This is a genomic window from Caloramator proteoclasticus DSM 10124, assembly GCF_900129265.1.
Classification (GTDB): domain Bacteria; phylum Bacillota; class Clostridia; order Clostridiales; family Caloramatoraceae; genus Thermobrachium; species Thermobrachium proteoclasticum.
This window is the reverse complement of sequence record NZ_FQVG01000050.1, coordinates 1-18,061: the sequence shown is the minus strand read 5'-3', so window position 1 is coordinate 18,061 and position 18,061 is coordinate 1. Positions and strand designations below refer to the sequence as shown.

Sequence of the window (18,061 nt, the reverse complement as noted above, 5' to 3'; positions counted from 1 at the left end):
GAAAATAGCCTCAAGAATAGTAAGAAGTAGTCGCTACATAATATTTAAGCTTTGCAGTAGCTACGCATATAAAAATGATTTTTATGAGATTGTAGCAAATATTCACAAGTTAGAATGAAATTCTTTTATTATTGTTCTTTGATAAGTTCAAAAAGTAAAATTTTATACTATAGGTGAAATCTATTCTTCTTTAATGTAAATATCTGTAATTTATGAAAATTTTATTCATATAACAATTATACTAAGATTTCTTATAAATATTTTTCAGTTTAATTTTTGGTTGGTGAATAATTCAGGTTTAAATTATATAATAGAAAAAATGTGTAAATTGTTGTAGAATATATGTAAGATATAGCATCAAGGGGGAATATTTTTGAACATAAAGAGGTATTTTGTATTTATTATATTAATATTACTATTAATCTATCCAGTTAACAAGGCAATAAAATATAAAAGGAGTGTAGATTCAATTTATAAAGATGGAAATATAAAATATATATCCAAGGTTGATGAAAAGTATTTTTACATATACGAAGATAAAAAATTTAAAAGGATATTTATAAAGGGAGTAAATATAGGTGCATCAAAACCAGGTTTCTTTCCAGGAGAATTTGGCATAACAAAGGAAGACTATCTAAGATGGTTTAAATATATTCAGGATATGAATGCAAATACAATAAGGGTTTATACAAGACTTATGCCAGAGTTTTATGAAGCTTTATATGAATATAATAAAAAGGCAGAAAAACCTATTTACCTTTTTCAAGGTGTCTGGATTAATGAAGAGGATATATTAAAATACAAAGATGCCCATAATCCAAAGATAAAAGAGGCTGCAATAGAGGAAACAAAAAAGTTAATAGATATAATACACGGTAATATAAGCATAGAAAAGGAAAAGGGACACGCCTATGGGAATTATACAAAGGATGTCTCCAAGTATGTAATAGGCTGGATACTTGGAATAGAATGGGATCCTGAGTTTGTTGTTGAAACAAACAATAAAAATAAAGATAAGCTAAGTTATGATGGCAAATACCTATATACCCAAAATGCATCACCCTTTGAGGTTTTTCTATGTGAGTTTGCAGATGAAGCGATTAAATATGAAACTGAAAAGTATGGGATGCAAAGACCTGTTGCATTATCAAACTGGGTTACAACGGATATGCTTGAGCATCCAAACGAACCCTTAGAGAAGGAGGATATGGTAACAGTAAACCCAGAGCATATTAAAAGTAAAAATACCTTCAAACCAGGGCTGTTTGCATCATATCATATATACCCATACTATCCTGATTTTATGAGCTATGATAAAAGATATTCAACATATATAGATGAAAGGGGTAAAATAAATCCATATAGAGCATATCTGAAGGATTTAAGAAAGGAACATACAATGCCTGTTTTAGTTGCAGAGTTTGGAATACCATCCTCAAGGGGAATGGCCCATATAAATATCCATACAGGATATAATCAAGGTTTTGTTGAGGAGAAGAAACAGGGTGAGTATCTTGTTAGTATGCTTGAGGATATATACAAAGAAGGTTATGCAGGAGGTCTTGTATTTACTTGGCAGGATGAGTGGTTCAAAAGAACTTGGAATACAATGGATTTAGATTTGCCAGACAGAAGGCCCTATTGGAAGAATGTACAAACAAATGAGCAGATGTTTGGACTTTTAACCTTTGAACCAGGAGAGGGAAAAAGTGTATGTTATGTTGATGGAGAAGATTCGGAGTGGGAAGTAGCTCCATTAATACAGCAAAATAACATAAGTTTAAGTGTAAATTCCGATGAAGGATATGTGTATTTTAAGATTAATGTAAAAGATTTTGATTTAGAAAAGGATACATTATATATACCCATAGATATAAAAGAAAATCAAGGCAATACTAAATTTTCAGATGAAGGATTAAATTTTGAAAGGCCCGTGGATTTTGTTATTAAAATAAGAGGAAAAGAAGATTCAAGAATTATGGTAGATGCCTACTATGACCATTTTTATTTTGAATATAGTAAAAGATTAAAAATGGAAAAGGAAAACTCAAATTTTGAAGTAAAGGATAGTGGAACTTTTAACAATATATATCTTTGTCTAAATAGGCCTCTTGTTCTTCCAGAAGACAAGAGGGAGCTTCCATTACAGAAGTTCGAAACAGGAAAGCTTATTTTTGGAGTGGCAAACCCCAATAAGGTGGAGTTTAATTCCCTTGCTGATTACTTCATAAAGGGAGATGTAATAGAGATTAGAATACCTTGGCAATTATTAAATGTTATGGATCCATCAACTAAAATGGTAATGGATGATTTATATCTAAACAAAGGAATAAAACCTATAAAAACAGAAGGATTTTATGTAGGTATTATTTTAAGAAAAAATGATGAAGACATATATACACCAATGAAACAATATACTTGGCAGACTTGGGATATGCCAAAGTATCACGAAAGACTAAAAAAGTCCTACTTTATATTAAAGGAGGCCTTTAAAACTATAGGAGGTGAGTGATATGGCACACATTGATTTAGTAATTAGAGATATATTAAACACAATAAATGATTTGCTTGAAGTAAAAAATAAGGATAAGGCATACATGAATATTGTTAAGGGGGTATTGAAAAGGCTATATACAATATCAAAGGAAAACAACATCGAGGATGTTGCCTTTGAATTAAAGGATATGGAAGGAAGTTTTGAAAGGGATGATGATGATGAAAAGGAAAAATATGTTGAAAAGCTAATAAAAGTTAAAAATATTATTGAGCAAAGGATAATTGAAAAAAGTAGGATTTTAATATTTCCAGATAGTGATGAAGTATTAAATGGATTAATAAATAAATTAAAACAAAATAATATAGAGGTAATTATTTCTAAGGGAGATGCAGTAGATGCAATCTTTGCGTATAATCCTAATGCTGTTATAATCCAAAACAACAAAAATATAAATGCAGTAACTATATTAAAAAGCATAAGGGAAGAAAAGATTTTAGAACAGATACCTATCATTGTAATATCAGATGAGGATTATAATACTAAGCTTGAATGTTTAAAGTTAGGTGTTATTGATTACATTAATTACAACTTTAATGTAGAGGAAGTTTATTTAAAGCTTTTAAACATAGTAAATATGAGTTCAAAATGCCTAAAGAATACAGTTTATGACATTGCAACAGGCTTATACACAAGAAAACAGGGGGAAATCCTTACATCTTCACTTTTGATTAAAGCCCAGAGGGAAGAAAAGGACGGAACACTTCTTTTAATAGACTTTGACTTTATGGGAGAGATAAATAAAAAATTAGGTTTATCCTTTGGTAATAGAATTATAAATAAAGTTGTATCTGAGTTCAAAAAATATACAACAAAGGTAGATATATCCTACAGAATGTCGGGAGATGAATTTGCCTTCATATTCTACGATAGAGACATAAAGTGGGTTAAAAATGTTGCAGAACAGGTTTTGAGCTTTGCAAAGCAGTATGGGGAGGAAATTCAGCAAAATGTTAGCTTTTCAGCAGGGATCTCCTCAATAACAAAGGATAATCCAGAGTATAAGGATATTTTAGTAAGGGCAAGGGGAGCACTTGCAGTTGCTAAAATGGAAGGTAGAGGAAGGGTTGTTGTTGATGTAGATTCTGCTAAACAAAATAATATGATAAACATTTTATTTATTGATGATGATAGGATAATTTTATCTATTCTAAAATCCAGATACAAAAATAAAGGCTATAATGTATTTATAGCATCGGATGGACTTGAAGCATTAGAAATACTAAAAGAAAATGATATAGATTTGGTAGTTACTGATTACTATTTAAAGCTTATGAATGGAGATGAATTGATAAAGAAAATAAGAGAAAATAATAGGGATATTCCAATAATTGTTTTATCATCCCAAAAGAATGAAGACTATATAAAAAGAACGCTTGATTTGGGTGCAGATGATTATGTTGTTAAACCATTTTCTCCTGTTGAGCTTGATAGTAGAATTAAAAAGTTATTAGATTAGTGGTGATTTGTATGGAACTTATTGTTTTATATTCTATCCTTATTTTTTCAGTTATTATAATTCTTCTTTATGCCTATCTTATTACAGAAAAACTATATGAGGATTATATAAATAGAAAAAAAAGAAGGGTTTATAAGGATGTTTCAGGGTATCTTGATGATATAGCCTCAAGACTTGATGAGTATGAGGTTACCAATGTACAGCTTAAGGTTTTAAAAGGATTTATAAAAGATAGAATAAAGAGGGAAATAATAGAAGAGAGATTTTTATTGTATTTTGAAAACCTAAGGGGAAGTATTTCAAATAATCTAACAAAGCTTGCAGAGGATATAGGGCTTGTGGATTATGAATTAGAAAAGCTAAAGAGTAAAGATATGCATAAGGTTGCCCTTGCCTGCAAAAACTTAGGTGAAATAAGAAGTAAAAAGGCATTAGGTAGCCTATTAGATTTAATAGACATTGAAGTAGTGGAGGTTAAATATAATGTTTTGATGGCCCTTGCGAAGATAGGTGATGAGGAGGCATTTATTGAGGCCTTTAAAAGGCTGTCAAAAACAATTCCCTTAAGTGAGAGAAGCTTAGTTGAGATAGCAGATAGCTTCGAGGGAGATAAAATATACGTATATAGAAATCTTATGTATTTAGAGGATGAGTTTATATCATCAATATTCATAAAATCAGCTGGAAACTATAAAAATACAATTTTAGCAGACGAAATAGCCATCTTTTTAGCCGATGAAAATAAGGAAAAAAAGATTGCGGCATTAAAGGCCTTAGGAAATATGGGGGATAATAGATACGTAATTCAGATAATAGAGCTTTTAAATGATGAATCTTGGGAAGTTAGAGCAATTGCAGCAAAGGTTTTAGGACAACTTCAGGATAATAGAGCACTCATACCTCTTGTTAAGGCATTGTCTGATAAAGAATGGTATGTTAGATATAATGCAGCAAACTCCCTTATTTCAATTGAGGGCGGAATTGAACTTGTATATGACGTTTTAGATGGAGAAGATAGATTTGCAAAGGATATAGTTGTTTCAGTTCTTGAGACAAGCTATGGATGGGATAAGGTACTTGAATATGATATGTACAGTAGCAGAACACCCAAGCTAAGTGAAGCTATTAAAAAATATATAGAAGAAAAAGATAGGTGAGATTTATGAATACACCACTATTAAAATCGATAGTAATTAACTTCAATTACTTTATTATCTATTATGTATTAGTAATAAATTTCATATATTTTATACAGCTTATTCTTGCAGCCTTTAATTTAAGCGACTATGTAAGAAAGATAAGGTATTCAGACTATAAAAAATATATAACTTCAGATAATATGATACCAATTTCTATTTTAGTTCCTGCCTATAACGAGGAGGAAACTATAGTTGAAAACATAAAGTCTCTTATTTCATTAAACTATCCTAAGTTTGAGGTAATAGTTATAAATGATGGCTCAAAGGATAATACATTAAACAAGGTTATACAAGAATTTGATTTAAAAGAGGTAAATCAACCGGTAAGGTATAGGCTTAAAACTAATAAAATAAAGGGTATCTATAAAAATATAGATATACCAAACCTTATATTAGTAGACAAAGAAAATGGTGGAAAGGCCGATGCATTAAATGCAGGTATAAATATATCAAACTATCCTATAATAACATCAATAGATGCAGACTCAATACTTGAGAGCGACTCATTAGTTAGAGTAGTTATGCCATTTATAGAGGATAAAAAGACAGTTGCTGTAGGTGGGATTGTTAGAATAGCAAATGGTTCGATTATTACAAGAGGAAGAGTGGTTGATATAGGACTTCCAAAGAGCAGTGTTGCTATGTTTCAAATAGTAGAATATCTAAGGGCATTTTTAACAGGAAGAGTAGGATGGGATGCCTTAAATTCTTTGCTTATAGTATCTGGTGCCTTCGGAGCCTTTAAAAAGGAGGCTGCAATAGAAGTTGGCGGATATGCAAAGAATACAATTGGTGAGGATATGGAGCTTATAGTTAAGATGCACGAATATTTCCTGAGAAATAAAATCCCCTATAGGATAAAGTTTGTACCAGATCCTGTTTGCTGGACTCAAGCTCCAGAAACATTAAAGGATTTAAGGTCCCAGAGAAGAAGATGGCAAATAGGGCTTATGGACAGCCTTTTTAAACATAAAAGGATGTTTTTTAATCCAAGATACAAACAAATTGGGCTTATAGCAGTTCCTTATTTTTGGCTATTTGAAATGATAGGGCCAATAATCGAGATAATAGGATATGTTATGATACCTCTTGCCTATATATTCGGGCTTTTGAATTTAAAGTATTTCCTTTTATTCTTTGCAGCATCCATTCTATATGGAATACTTCTTTCACTTGGTGCAATACTACTTGAAGAATATACCTTCAACAAATATCCAACCTTGAAACAGTTAATTAAACTTAGCCTATATGGTATTCTTGAAAACTTCGGTTATAGACAGTTTACAACCTTCTACAGAATTGAAGGTATAATAAAATTTAGGAAGATGAAGCACAGTTGGGGTAAGATAAAGAGAACAAGTTTCCAAAATCAAAGATAAGACTACAGAAGTTTTTCTGTAGCCTTCAGGCTGTTGAAAAAGTTATATATTGATTAGCCCCATGAAGGATTTCTTGGTCATTGGTTCATTTTGCTAATCAATTTTAAGCTTTTCTTTGTTTGAAAAAGTCCTACCCTCGCGATGCCATCGTCCTGATGGCCGCTCGGCTCGGCACGTCCTGTGCCGAATTACGGACTTTTTCAAAGTCGAAAAGCAAGAATTGCTAAAGCTTATGAAAGAGCCCATTGAAATCCTTTCATGGGGCTTTTTCATACTTTAGCTAACAAACAGGTTTATCAACAATCTAAGGCTACAGAAGTTATTCTGTAGCCTTAGATTGTTAGAAAGAAAACCCCAACTACAATACACAATATCCCAAATAGCTTATACCTTCCTATTTTCTCTCCTAAAAGAAAATATGCAAGAAGAAGTGCCCAGATATAGGTTATCGAATTTAGAGGAAGCACAAGGCTATATGGAATGTATTTTAAAAGAACTATGTTAAGTATTGCACCAAGGCAGTAGAAAAGCCCGCCTATGTATATGTATTTATTCAAAATTAAAGTCTTTAGAGAATTTAAATTATAAGATGCTCTTTTTAGAAAATATCCTCCCAGAGAACCGCATAGTGTCATAGAGATTAATATAAAAAATGTCTTTAAACTCATACCTTATTTTCCTTTCCAAGTAGAGTAACGCCTAAAATAATAATTAAGATGCCTATTAAGTTATATATTGAGATTGTTTCTCCTAAAAAAATATATCCATTAATTAGAGCAAAAACATATGAAATACACATAAGAGGATAAAGAACAGAAAGTTCCCCATTTTTAAAGGCAAAAATCATAAAAAGAGCACCAAAACCATATAGTAAAAATCCAATTGTAATATTTATAAGTTTGTTGTTAGTCTGCGAAAATTTCCAAAAAAGCTGTCCGTTTGCAGTTAAAAAGGCAGATACAATCATAAGTAGTATTCCTTTGTTAAAAGTCTTTTTCATCATTTCCACCTCAAATTTTTAAATCCTTCAAGCCTTCTATTATTGTTTATCAAAAATCTATTTTCCACAAGATTAAAAAGGGGCATATCTGAAAGTGAGTCGGAGTAGCAGAGGCTATTTTCTTTATCAATTTCAATATCTTCTTCCGCTAATAGTTTTTTTAGTCTTAAAACCTTCTCCTCACCCTTGCAGTTTTCCCCATCTATTATATTTGTATATCCTTCTCTATTTTTCCTTAAAATCGTTCCAAGGACATAATCAACATCGAAGTATTTTTTAAAATACCTTATATAACATTCAGGTGAGGCAGAGATTAATATAACTGTATATCCTTCTTTTTTTCTTTTTATAATTTCCTCCTTTGCATCAAAAAAGGTATGATTTAATATCTTTTCTTTAAAAAAATCCTCAAGATCCCCTTCATCTAAGTAATTTATTACATAGAACATCTCTTCCTTTGCCCTTTTAGTATCAATTATTTTTAATAAATAGAGTAATAGCATAAAAAATAACCTTGGAAGTCCAATTATAGATTTAGGTCTTTTTTTTAGAGTATAAAAAAGAAGCATAAACATAGAGTCGCCATTTATAATTGTTTTATCCACATCAAATATTGCAACCTTTTGAATCAAAACAAAACCTCCCTCTTATTATGTAAATAAAAGAATAGCCGCACTGCAAATTCCCCAAAGTATAACATCTATTATAATTCCTGTATCTGTAAGAACAGCCTCTGTAGGGCTTCCCCCTAAATCCTTTATTTCTGTTAAATACTTATATCTAAAAAGCCCATAGATAACAAATATATTTGTTATCATCATATATTTGTGGTTGTAGGCAAAGAAGGTATAAAGGGAGTAAAAAATTATTGTACATCCGCACACAATGTTTGAAATATCATCTAAAAATTTAATTGAATAGTCATCAAGTATTCTTCTGTGCTTTGTTGCATCACCCTCTAGGCATTTTAGCTCATTTTTTCTCTTTTCAAAGCCTAAGAATAGAGAAATAAATAGAGTACATAGGAGTATCCAAACAGAAAGCTCAACATTAATAACAACTCCACCTGCAATAACTCTTAATATAAACCCTATTGCAATGGAGATAACATCAAGTAGAACCAGGTGCTTTACCTTAAAGGTATAGATTATATTATTTATAAAATATATCAGCAATATAATGAGTAGATATTTATTCAAATAGAAGGCGGTAGATAAAGATACTATAATTAATACAATCATCTCTATTATTGCACTTTTAATTGAAACCTTTCCGCTTGCAATAGGTCTATTCTTCTTTTTAGGATGTATCTTATCCTGCTCTAAATCCTTTATGTCGTTCATAATATACACAGAGGATGAAATAAGACAAAAGCAGAAGAAGGCCAATACAACCTTTGCTATGCTGTCTAATTCTAAAAATTTTTTAGAGAAGATAATAGCACCAAATACAAAGAAGTTTTTTATCCACTGCTTTGGACGCATAAGTTCTATATATTTATTCATACGCTTCATCCCTTCTAAATACAGTTAACGATAAAATAATAAATAACCAACAAACTATGAAGGAGTATCTACTTTGTGATTCTGTTATTAAATATAAAAGTCCATACCCACAGAATATTATATAAAATAAGTTTATAATTGGATTATCTATATATTGTCTTTTATTAAATAAGCCTATGTAGGTTAATAGAAGTATTATAAAATAATATAGATTTACATACAACATTCCATTATGCAGTATATCTATTTGTAAGGACTTAGTGTCAGCCTGTGCCCAGAAAAAACCTCCAAAATCTCCAGATGCCCACTGTGTGGAGTATTTTGCTAAAAAGAAGTAGATTAGCTTTGGTAGAGGAGTCTTTGTATATCTCTCCTTTACCTTTTCCTTAATTGCCTTCTCTAATTCTTTATCGTCATCAAAGGAGGCTATAAATTTTGCATCCTCCATGTTCCATCTTCCGTAGGTTTCAAGGTTTGAACCCCTCAAAACACTTGTCCATTTAGTTTCACATCCCCTCCATAGGTTGTACTGGAGTATCCCCATTCTTTTTAGTATTGTATTTGCAGTAATCATAGGAATTAAAAAGGCTAAAAGGATTAGGAGTATAGATTTTGATTTTGTAAAAAAGTTTTTCTTAAAGTAAATAAGTATAAACATAATATAAGCTACCACAACAACATCTGCAACCATTCTAAAAATATGACCGATTCCAAGTATAAGTCCACTTAAAATTAACGTATTTGTGTTAGCCTTATTTTTCATAACAAGAATAAACACATATATGCTAAGTAGATAAAAAGGCATTGCTATATTTTCAGAACAGTATACGGCAGAATATGCAATAAGTGGGGGGTATGTGGCGGTGATAAAGGAACCATAAAGGGCAGTTTTTTTAGAGTTAAAGGCTTCCTTTGAAATAAGGTAAACAAGGAATATATCTAATGTAGATAAAAGTGCATTAATAACCTTTATAGCAAGAAGAGAATTTGCAAAAAGACTTCTAATTAAAGCAAAATATAAAACCGTCATAGTCATATGGGGATATCTTGCATAGTAGTTTTTATTATGAAACATTGAATAATCCCCTGATAAGAACATTTTACTTCGTATAAACATTCCTGCAAAGTCAGATACTGGTCTGTTATCAAGGGTAACTACGTAATATAGTCTTAATATTAGCCCAAATAGAATTAAAAGCATTAATATTATCTTAGGATTTAATTCTTTTTTTAGAACGTACAAAAATAATATAAATGATAATGTGAAAAATAGAATAAGATATATATTTAATGTCTTAAAGTATTTTGCATAGGCATATACAAACCCAAGGCTTGCTATTATTATAGGTATAAAAAGAATTTTAAGTGCTGTATTTACAAAGTTAGAAAATCCCTTCATAAAATCACCTCGCAATAAAAAATAACAAGAAATATTATACTACAATATTAACTATTATAAACTACAAAATGGTAAATATAATTAATTTATTTTTTTAAATGGTATTAGAATTTATTAGAAATATGAATATTTATGACATAATTGTAACAATAGAATTAAAAATTTTGTAATAAATTATATTTAAAAATTTTCAGAAAAAGTATGGACAAACGTTTGCAAAAGAGTTATAATATAAATGAACTTAAACATTTAAGTTAATTAATTAAAAAAAACTAAAGAAGGGGGAATTTCTGTGAAAAAGCCATTGTCAATTATGCTTTCAGCACTTTTAGTGGCTTCATTAATGGCTGGTTGCGGTCCAAAGAAAACTGAAGAACCAAAGGACAATAAGCCAGCAGAACAAACTAATGAATTAAAACCAGAAGAAGGAGCTACATTACTTGTATGGGAAAGTGAAGGCCCAGAAGGAGAATACATAAAGTATGTAGCATCAGAATTCGAAAAGAAGTATGGTGTAAAGGTTAAATATGAACCAGTTAACTATACAGATACATCAGGAAAACTTCAACAAGACGGACCTGCAGGAGTTGGAGCAGACGTTTTTGCAGCACCACACGACCATTTAGGTAAGATGGTTGCAGCAGGATTAATTCAAGAAAACCACAATCCAGATAGAGTAAAGAATGATTTTATGGAAGCTGCTCTAAGAGGTGTAAGCTTAGACGGTAAAGTTTATGGTTACCCAACAGCAATTGAAACATATGCACTTTTCTACAACAAGGATCTTGTTAAGGAAGCACCAAAGACCTATGAAGAAATAATAGAATTTGCAAAGACATTCAACAATCCAAAGGAAAAGAAATATGCACTTGCTTGGGATGTTGGTAATGCATACTTCTCATACAGCTTCTTAACTGCAAATGGAGGCTATGTATTTGGAAAGCAAGGAACTGACAAGGACGACATCGGTCTTAACAATGAAGGTGCTCTAAAGGGTGCAGAATTCTACAAGAGCTTAAGAACTATATTACCACTTAAGGCTGCTGATTCAAACTATCAATTTATGGATGGTTCCTTCACAGCAGGAAAGGTTGCTATGATTATAAATGGACCTTGGGCAGTTAAGGCATACCAAGATGCAAAGGTTAACTTTGGAGTTGCACCACTTCCAACATTCGGTGGAGCACAACCAAAGAGCTTCTCAGGTATAAGAGCACTATACGTAAGCTCATTTACTAAGTATCCAAAGGCTGCAAAGCTATTTGCTGAATTTGCAACTTCAGATGAAATGCTAATGAAGAGATTTGAAATGACAAGACAAATACCTCCTGTTAAGGCTTTAGCTGAAAAGGATGAAATAAAGAACGATCCAATCGTTTCAGGATTTATGGCTCAAGCTGCAAATGCAGAACCAATGCCATCAATTCCACAAATGCAACTTGTTTGGGACCCACTTGCTACTACATTCAATGCTATTTGGGATGGACAAATGGAACCAAAGGCAGCACTTGACAAGTGTGTACAAACTATAAAGGATGCAATAGCAGCACAAAAGTAATATAATTAATTAAATATTTATAGGTATGTGCTTCTGCACATACCTATAATAATCTTGGAAAGAGGTGAAAAGATGGAAGATAAGAAAAAATATGCCTGGTTGTCATATATAATAATGGGTTCTGCACAGATAATGAAGGGTGAATACATTAAAGGTATTTTTTTATTGCTTGTTGAAATTTTAACTATAGTTTTCGGTATTCCATACTTCGCACACGGACTTTGGGGTATTTGGACATTAGGTGTAACTAAATTTCACTTTAATGAACAGGGAGTTGCTGTTTTTGACCACTCAATATTCTTAATGTTACAGGGTATAATATCAATTTTATTAATTCTAATTATAATAGGAATATATGTTTATAATGTTAGAGATGCATATAAAGCTAAAGAGGAGAAGAAAACAACCCTTAGGGATAAAATAGACAGAAATTTCCATTGGATATTTATTACTCCAGGTTTATTATCACTTGTATTCTTAATATTACTACCAATTGTATTTACAATACTTATAGCATTTACTGATTATTCAGCACCATACCATCTACCACCAAGAAACTTAGTAAGATGGGTTGGTCTACAAAACTTTAAAGAAATATTTGGACTTAAGATATGGAATAAAACACTTTCAGGTGTATTTATATGGACTGTTACTTGGGCAGTTCTTGCAACTGTTACAAGCTTTTTTGTTGGTCTTATGTGGGCTCTTATAGTAAATTCATCAGGTGTTAAGATAAAGAAGCTATGGAGAACAATATTTATAATTCCATATGCAGTTCCAGGACTTATTTCAATGCTTATAATGAGACTTATATTTAGTGGTCAAGGACCAATAAACGATTTTATAGAACATATTGGTTTACAAAGATTAGGTTGGTTAACAGATCCACATTTAGCTAAGTTTACCCTTGTTTTAATTAATATGTGGCTTGGTGCACCATACTTTATGGCACTAATGACAAGTATATTAACAAATATACCAAAGGATCTTTATGAATCATCAGATATTGATGGTGCAACAGCATTCCAAAAACTAAGACACATAACAATACCAATGGTACTATACTCAACAATGCCACTTTTAATATCAAGCTTTGCATATAACTTCAATAACTTTATGTTAATATATGCAGTAACTGGTGGAGGCCCTGTAAATCCAAATTACAGATATGCAGGACATACAGACCTTCTAATTTCTTGGATTTACAAGATGACACTAAATCAACAACAATATCATATGGCATCAGTTGTTACAATTATGATATTCCTAATCATCGCACCAATTGTTGCCTTTTCATTTACAAGGTCCAAGTCCTTTAGAGAGGAGGATTTAATCTGATGAGCACAAATACATCAACAAGCGAAATAAAGCTTGTTAAGAAAAAGAAAAAGCTAACTCCAAAGACAATAGCACTTAGAGCTTTAGTATATACATTCCTAATAACAAATACTATATTTATATTATTCCCAGTACTTTGGATTATAGGTTCTTCATTAAACCCAGGAAACAGTTTATATTCATCAACTATGTTTCCAAAGAATCCAACATTTATACATTACAAGGAGCTATTTACAAAGACAGACTATCCAATATGGTATAAGAATACATTAAAGATAGCCTTCTTAAATATGATTTTTTCAACAATATTAACTACATTTAATGCATATGTATTCTCAAGATTTAGATTTAAAGGAAGAAAACCATTGCTTGTTACAATACTTGTATTACAAGTATTCCCAAGCTTCTTAACACTTACTGCTGTATATGTTTTACTTATGAACTTAGGATTATATAATACACATATAGGTCTTGTGCTATTCTATGCAGGTGCACAAATACCAGGAAATACTTGGCTTATAAAGGGTTACTTTGATCAAATACCAAAGAGCCTTGATGAGGCTGCAAGAGTTGACGGTGCTACAAACTTTACAACCTTTACAAGGATTATAATGCCTCTTGCTGTTCCAATAATAGTATTCCTTGCATTAACAAGCTTTATAGGCCCTTGGATGGACTTTATATTCCAAAGCTTAATTTTAAGTAGTGCAGAAAAGAAGACACTTGCTATGGGTCTTATGGAAATGGTTACAGGACAGTCAAATACTAAGTTTACACTATTTGCAGCAGGTGCAATTTTAGTTGCAATACCTATAACTATACTTTATGCATTCCTACAAAAATATATCGTTGAAGGATTATCATCAGGTGCAGTTAAGAGCTGATAAAGAGGGGAACTATTTAATTTGGTTGTTTTGGGGTGAAAGTTGTAATATAATATTCCCAATGGCAGAGGTGCCATTGGGAATTTTCTAAATAACGTTATACCGAGGGGGTAAACTATGAAAAGGCCAACACTTAAAGATATAGCAAAGGAGGTAGGTGTATCTGTTGCAACTGTCTCCTATGTTCTAAATGGAAATGAGAAACAGAGCATTTCAGAGGAGACAAAGGATAAGATTATACAGGCGGCAAATAGATTAAACTATGTTCCAAACCTTGCAGCGAGGTCACTTGTAAAGAGGAAATCAGGCCTTGTGGGAGTTTTAATATTGAAGCATAAACAAAATAAAATGCCAATTTTCACAAATCACAACTATAAGCTTCTTGAAAAAATAGAGGAGTACCTTGCAACAAAGGGCTACCACGTTTTATCCTCTAATATAAGTGTAGAAGAGCCTAATTTAGATATAATAAAGCAGAGGGATTTAGACGGCGTACTTGTTTTTAATGTAGATAATAGAATTTTCTATGATATATCAATAAAGTTTACTGTTCCAATACTTTTAATTGATGCAGTCCTTGATGACATACTATTCCACAAGATAAATGTTGATTACTTAGGATATGCAAGAAAGGTAAGTTCAGAAGATAAAAAAGTAATTTTAATTCCTCATTTAAACAGTGAGCATCTTATGGATAAAATAAGAGAGGATAAAAGGGAAAATGAAGAGGTCTACTTTATATCTTCTGTAGATTCTGTAAGGGAAGTTGTAAAAAAACACAGGGATGAAAGATTTATAGTAGTTTCAGAGGAACTTGGAGTAATACTATCAAGATTTGTAGAGAAGGATAGGATATCTGTTATTTGTATAAACAATGAAGACTATCTTTTAGATGAACAAATAAACAAAATAGAGGTTGATATTGAAAACAAAGCAAAGCTTATATCCGACTTGCTTTTAAGATATATAGATAAGAACTATAAATATGTACAGTATACGATAATTGAGGCAGAATAAAACTGCCTTTAACTTAAAATACTTAAACGTTTAATTTTGGAGGGAATATGAGATGTTAAAGGAAGCAATCTACCATCAAAGTGACAGTACCTATTCATATCCATTAGATGAAAAAACCTTATGCATTAAGCTTAGAACAAAAAAGGATGATTTAAAGAGGGTTATATTATGTTATGGAGACAGATATGAACCTGTCCCAAGGGTTACTATGTTTGAAAAGGAAATGAATAAGGTCTTTACAGATGACCTATTTGATTATTATGAGATACAAATATCACCAAGCTTTAATAGAATATGCTACTATTTTAAACTTGAGGATGAAAAGGAAACAATATATTATGCACAACAAAGGTTTTACAAGGAACCTCCAGAGGATAGAAATAGATACTTCATATTTGCCTATATATGCAGAGGAGATCTATACAAGGCACATTCTTGGTGGAGGGACTCAATTTTCTATCAAATATTTGTGGATAGATTCAACAAAGAGGAGCTTGATGAGGCTTGGTTTGATGAGCCTACAAATAAGAGGATGTTTGGAGGAAATTTAAGGGGAATAATTGATAGACTTGATTATATAGAGGAGCTTGGAGTAAATGCCATATACCTAACCCCTATATTTGAATCACCAAGCTGCCATAAATATGATACTATTGATTACTATGACATAGATAAATCCTTTGGTAATAAAAACATATTTAAAGAGTTAGTTGAAAAGTGTCATAAAAGAGGAATAAGGGTAATACTTGATGCAGTTTTTAATCATACAAGCTCAGAGTTTTTTGCCTTTAAGGATGCTATGAAAAAGGGCAAAAAATCAAAGTACTTTGATTGGTATTTTATAAATGAAGATGGCACCTATGAGATGTTTGGTCAATCTAAAAATATGCCAAAATTAAATACCACAAATGATGAGGTTAAAAAATATCTTCTAAACATAGCGAAATATTGGATAGAGGAGTTTGACATAGATGGATGGAGGCTTGACGTTGCAAACGAGATAGACCATAAGTTCTGGAGAGAATTTAGAGAAGCTGTTAAATCTGTAAAGGAAGATGCAATTATAATAGGTGAAGTTTGGGATGGTGCAGAGAGCTACTTAAGGGGAGACCAGTACGATTCATCTATGAACTATCCATTTATGCACGCAGCCCTTGAGGTTTTTGCAAGGGGGAATATGAAATTAAAGGAACTTGATGCATATATGCAAAACCTATATGCAAGATATAGAAGGGATATAAGATATAATCTTTTAAATCTAATAGATAGCCACGATACAGCAAGATTTTTATATGAATGTAAGAATGACAAAGAAAAACTTAAGCTTGCAGCCTTCTATATGTTTACTACAATAGGAATACCAATGATTTTCTATGGAGATGAAGCAGGGCTATCTGGTGCCAATGACCCCCACTGCAGAATAACAATGGATTTTCAAAATATAGATAAAGAACTATTTAGTTTCTATAAAAATTTAACAAGGGTGAGAAAGGAAGTAAAGGCATTAAAGGTTGGAGAATATAGGAAGTGCTATGTAGATGAAGATGTATATGCCTTTAGTAGATTTGTAGATGATGAAGAGGTTTTATGTATTTTTAGTCTATCAAATAAGGAAAAGAGTTTTGAGATTGGTTTAAAGGGAGAGTATATGGATATACTCAATAATAAAACTGTAAAAGTAGAAGGTAAATTAGATATAGAGCCCTATGGAAAGATGGTATTAAAAATAAGGTAGGTGGGACTATGGATAGAATTATAATAAAGGAAATATATATGAAGGAATTAGATAGAAAAAGGAATATAAGAATATATCTTCCTTTAGATTACTATGAAAATGAAAACAAGAGATATCCTGTAATATATATGCACGATGGACAAAACCTTTTTGACCATCAACTTTCATATTCAGGACACTCTTGGGAGGTTAAGGAAACATTAGATAGAATGCAGGAAAATGGAGAGATAGAAGGCTTTATAGTTGTTGGGATAGATAATAATCAAGAGGGATTTAAAAGGCTTGATGAATATTCACCTTGGAAGAATGAAGAGATAGAGAGTCTTTTAGAAAGAGGAATAAAGGATGGTGCAGGGGGAGAAGGCAAGGAATATGCAGAGTTTATAGTTAAAACCCTAAAGCCATATATAGATGAAAACTTTAGAACATTAAGCGATAGAGAAAATACGATAGTTGCAGGAAGTTCTATGGGAGGCTTTATCTCTCTTTATATTGGTTTTAAATATCAAGATGTGTTTTCAAAAATAGGAGCCTTTTCTACAGCTGCTTGGTTTAAGGAGGGTGAACTTTTAGAGTTTTTACGTGAAGAGGGACAAAGAGAAGAAATGAAGGTTTATCTTGATATTGGAACAGAGGAAACAAGTAATGATAATGAGCCAAACTTTAAGGATTACTATATAAATGGAACAATAAGGATATATGAAACGCTTTGTGAATTTATGGATAAGCAGAATATAAAACTTATAATAGATGAAGGAGCAACCCACAGTGAAATACACTGGGCAAAAAGATTCCCAGAGTTTATTAGGTTTATAAAGTAATCATATTATTCCCCTTCTTTTTATAAAACCACTTTGATTTTGTAATTTAAATCAAAGTGGTTTTAATTTTTTCTTTTATTTAATAAATAAAGCAGTAATAAAAATTTAATTTCAATAATAAACCTGAATTATTCACCAACCAAAAATTAAACTGAAAAATATTTATAAGAAATCTTAGCCTGAATTATTCACCAACCAAAAATTAAACTGAAA

The 18,061-nt window shown here is 31.4% G+C and carries 15 protein-coding genes; 10 read left to right on the top strand and 5 right to left on the bottom strand.

The features are described 5' to 3' along the window. Nucleotides 1–373: 373 nt before the first annotated feature. The 4 genes from BUB63_RS10550 to BUB63_RS10535 are packed head-to-tail and all read left to right on the top strand — an operon-like array spanning nucleotide 374 to nucleotide 6,591. Nucleotides 374–2,512, top strand: a complete 2,139-nt coding sequence (locus BUB63_RS10550; protein WP_242826204.1) for a family 2 glycosyl transferase — start codon at nucleotides 374–376, stop codon at nucleotides 2,510–2,512. A 1-nt stretch (nucleotide 2,513) separates the two neighbouring features. Beyond that, nucleotides 2,514–4,013 (top strand): response regulator, encoded by a 1,500-nt coding sequence (locus tag BUB63_RS10545; RefSeq protein ID WP_073249654.1) that lies wholly within the window; start codon nucleotides 2,514–2,516, stop codon nucleotides 4,011–4,013. Nucleotides 4,014–4,024: 11 nt separating this feature from the next. Continuing rightward, a complete protein-coding gene (locus BUB63_RS10540; RefSeq protein ID WP_027309194.1) occupies nucleotides 4,025–5,170 on the top strand; it encodes a HEAT repeat domain-containing protein in 1,146 nt (381 codons plus the stop codon). Nucleotides 5,171–5,175: 5 nt separating this feature from the next. Beyond that, on the top strand, nucleotides 5,176–6,591 hold the full coding sequence (locus BUB63_RS10535; RefSeq protein ID WP_073249652.1) for a glycosyltransferase family 2 protein: 1,416 nt from the start codon (nucleotides 5,176–5,178) through the stop codon (nucleotides 6,589–6,591). 332 nt (nucleotides 6,592–6,923) lie between these two features. Here the strand turns inward: BUB63_RS10535 and BUB63_RS10530 are convergent, their stop codons facing one another. The 5 genes from BUB63_RS10530 to BUB63_RS10510 are packed head-to-tail and all read right to left on the bottom strand — an operon-like array spanning nucleotide 6,924 to nucleotide 10,495. Then, nucleotides 6,924–7,259, bottom strand: coding sequence for an EamA family transporter (locus BUB63_RS10530; protein WP_073249650.1), 336 nt, complete (start codon nucleotides 7,257–7,259; stop codon nucleotides 6,924–6,926). Further along, nucleotides 7,256–7,591 (bottom strand): EamA family transporter, encoded by a 336-nt coding sequence (locus tag BUB63_RS10525; protein WP_073249648.1) that lies wholly within the window; start codon nucleotides 7,589–7,591, stop codon nucleotides 7,256–7,258. Before BUB63_RS10525 ends, BUB63_RS10530 begins: the two co-directional genes overlap by 4 nt. Beyond that, nucleotides 7,591–8,223 (bottom strand): HAD-IB family hydrolase, encoded by a 633-nt coding sequence (locus BUB63_RS10520; protein ID WP_073249646.1) that lies wholly within the window; start codon nucleotides 8,221–8,223, stop codon nucleotides 7,591–7,593. The genes BUB63_RS10525 and BUB63_RS10520 overlap by 1 nt, the downstream gene beginning before the upstream one ends. Nucleotides 8,224–8,241: 18 nt before the next feature. Further along, nucleotides 8,242–9,096: a decaprenyl-phosphate phosphoribosyltransferase gene (locus BUB63_RS10515; protein WP_073249644.1), complete on the bottom strand. Its 855-nt coding sequence runs from the start codon at nucleotides 9,094–9,096 to the stop codon at nucleotides 8,242–8,244. Then, nucleotides 9,089–10,495 (bottom strand): glycosyltransferase family 39 protein, encoded by a 1,407-nt coding sequence (locus BUB63_RS10510; RefSeq protein ID WP_073249642.1) that lies wholly within the window; start codon nucleotides 10,493–10,495, stop codon nucleotides 9,089–9,091. The genes BUB63_RS10515 and BUB63_RS10510 overlap by 8 nt, the downstream gene beginning before the upstream one ends. A 292-nt stretch (nucleotides 10,496–10,787) precedes the next feature. On the opposite strand from BUB63_RS10510, the gene BUB63_RS10505 reads away from it, so the two are divergent. From BUB63_RS10505 to BUB63_RS10480, 6 genes are all read left to right on the top strand, one after another. Beyond that, entirely contained in the window at nucleotides 10,788–12,053 is a 1,266-nt protein-coding gene (locus BUB63_RS10505; RefSeq protein WP_073249640.1) for a sugar ABC transporter substrate-binding protein, read from the top strand. Between the two features lie 72 nt (nucleotides 12,054–12,125). Further along, entirely contained in the window at nucleotides 12,126–13,391 is a 1,266-nt protein-coding gene (locus BUB63_RS10500) for a carbohydrate ABC transporter permease (protein ID WP_073249638.1), read from the top strand. Beyond that, nucleotides 13,391–14,275: a sugar ABC transporter permease gene (locus BUB63_RS10495; protein WP_035166476.1), complete on the top strand. Its 885-nt coding sequence runs from the start codon at nucleotides 13,391–13,393 to the stop codon at nucleotides 14,273–14,275. Before BUB63_RS10500 ends, BUB63_RS10495 begins: the two co-directional genes overlap by 1 nt. A 117-nt stretch (nucleotides 14,276–14,392) precedes the next feature. Next, nucleotides 14,393–15,292: a LacI family DNA-binding transcriptional regulator gene (locus tag BUB63_RS10490; protein WP_073249636.1), complete on the top strand. Its 900-nt coding sequence runs from the start codon at nucleotides 14,393–14,395 to the stop codon at nucleotides 15,290–15,292. Nucleotides 15,293–15,344: 52 nt separating this feature from the next. Continuing rightward, complete coding sequence (locus tag BUB63_RS10485) at nucleotides 15,345–17,027, top strand: alpha amylase N-terminal ig-like domain-containing protein (protein WP_027309262.1); 1,683 nt, start codon at nucleotides 15,345–15,347, stop codon at nucleotides 17,025–17,027. 8 nt (nucleotides 17,028–17,035) lie between these two features. Next, nucleotides 17,036–17,848, top strand: coding sequence for an alpha/beta hydrolase (locus tag BUB63_RS10480; protein WP_073249634.1), 813 nt, complete (start codon nucleotides 17,036–17,038; stop codon nucleotides 17,846–17,848). Nucleotides 17,849–18,061: the final 213 nt, after the last annotated feature.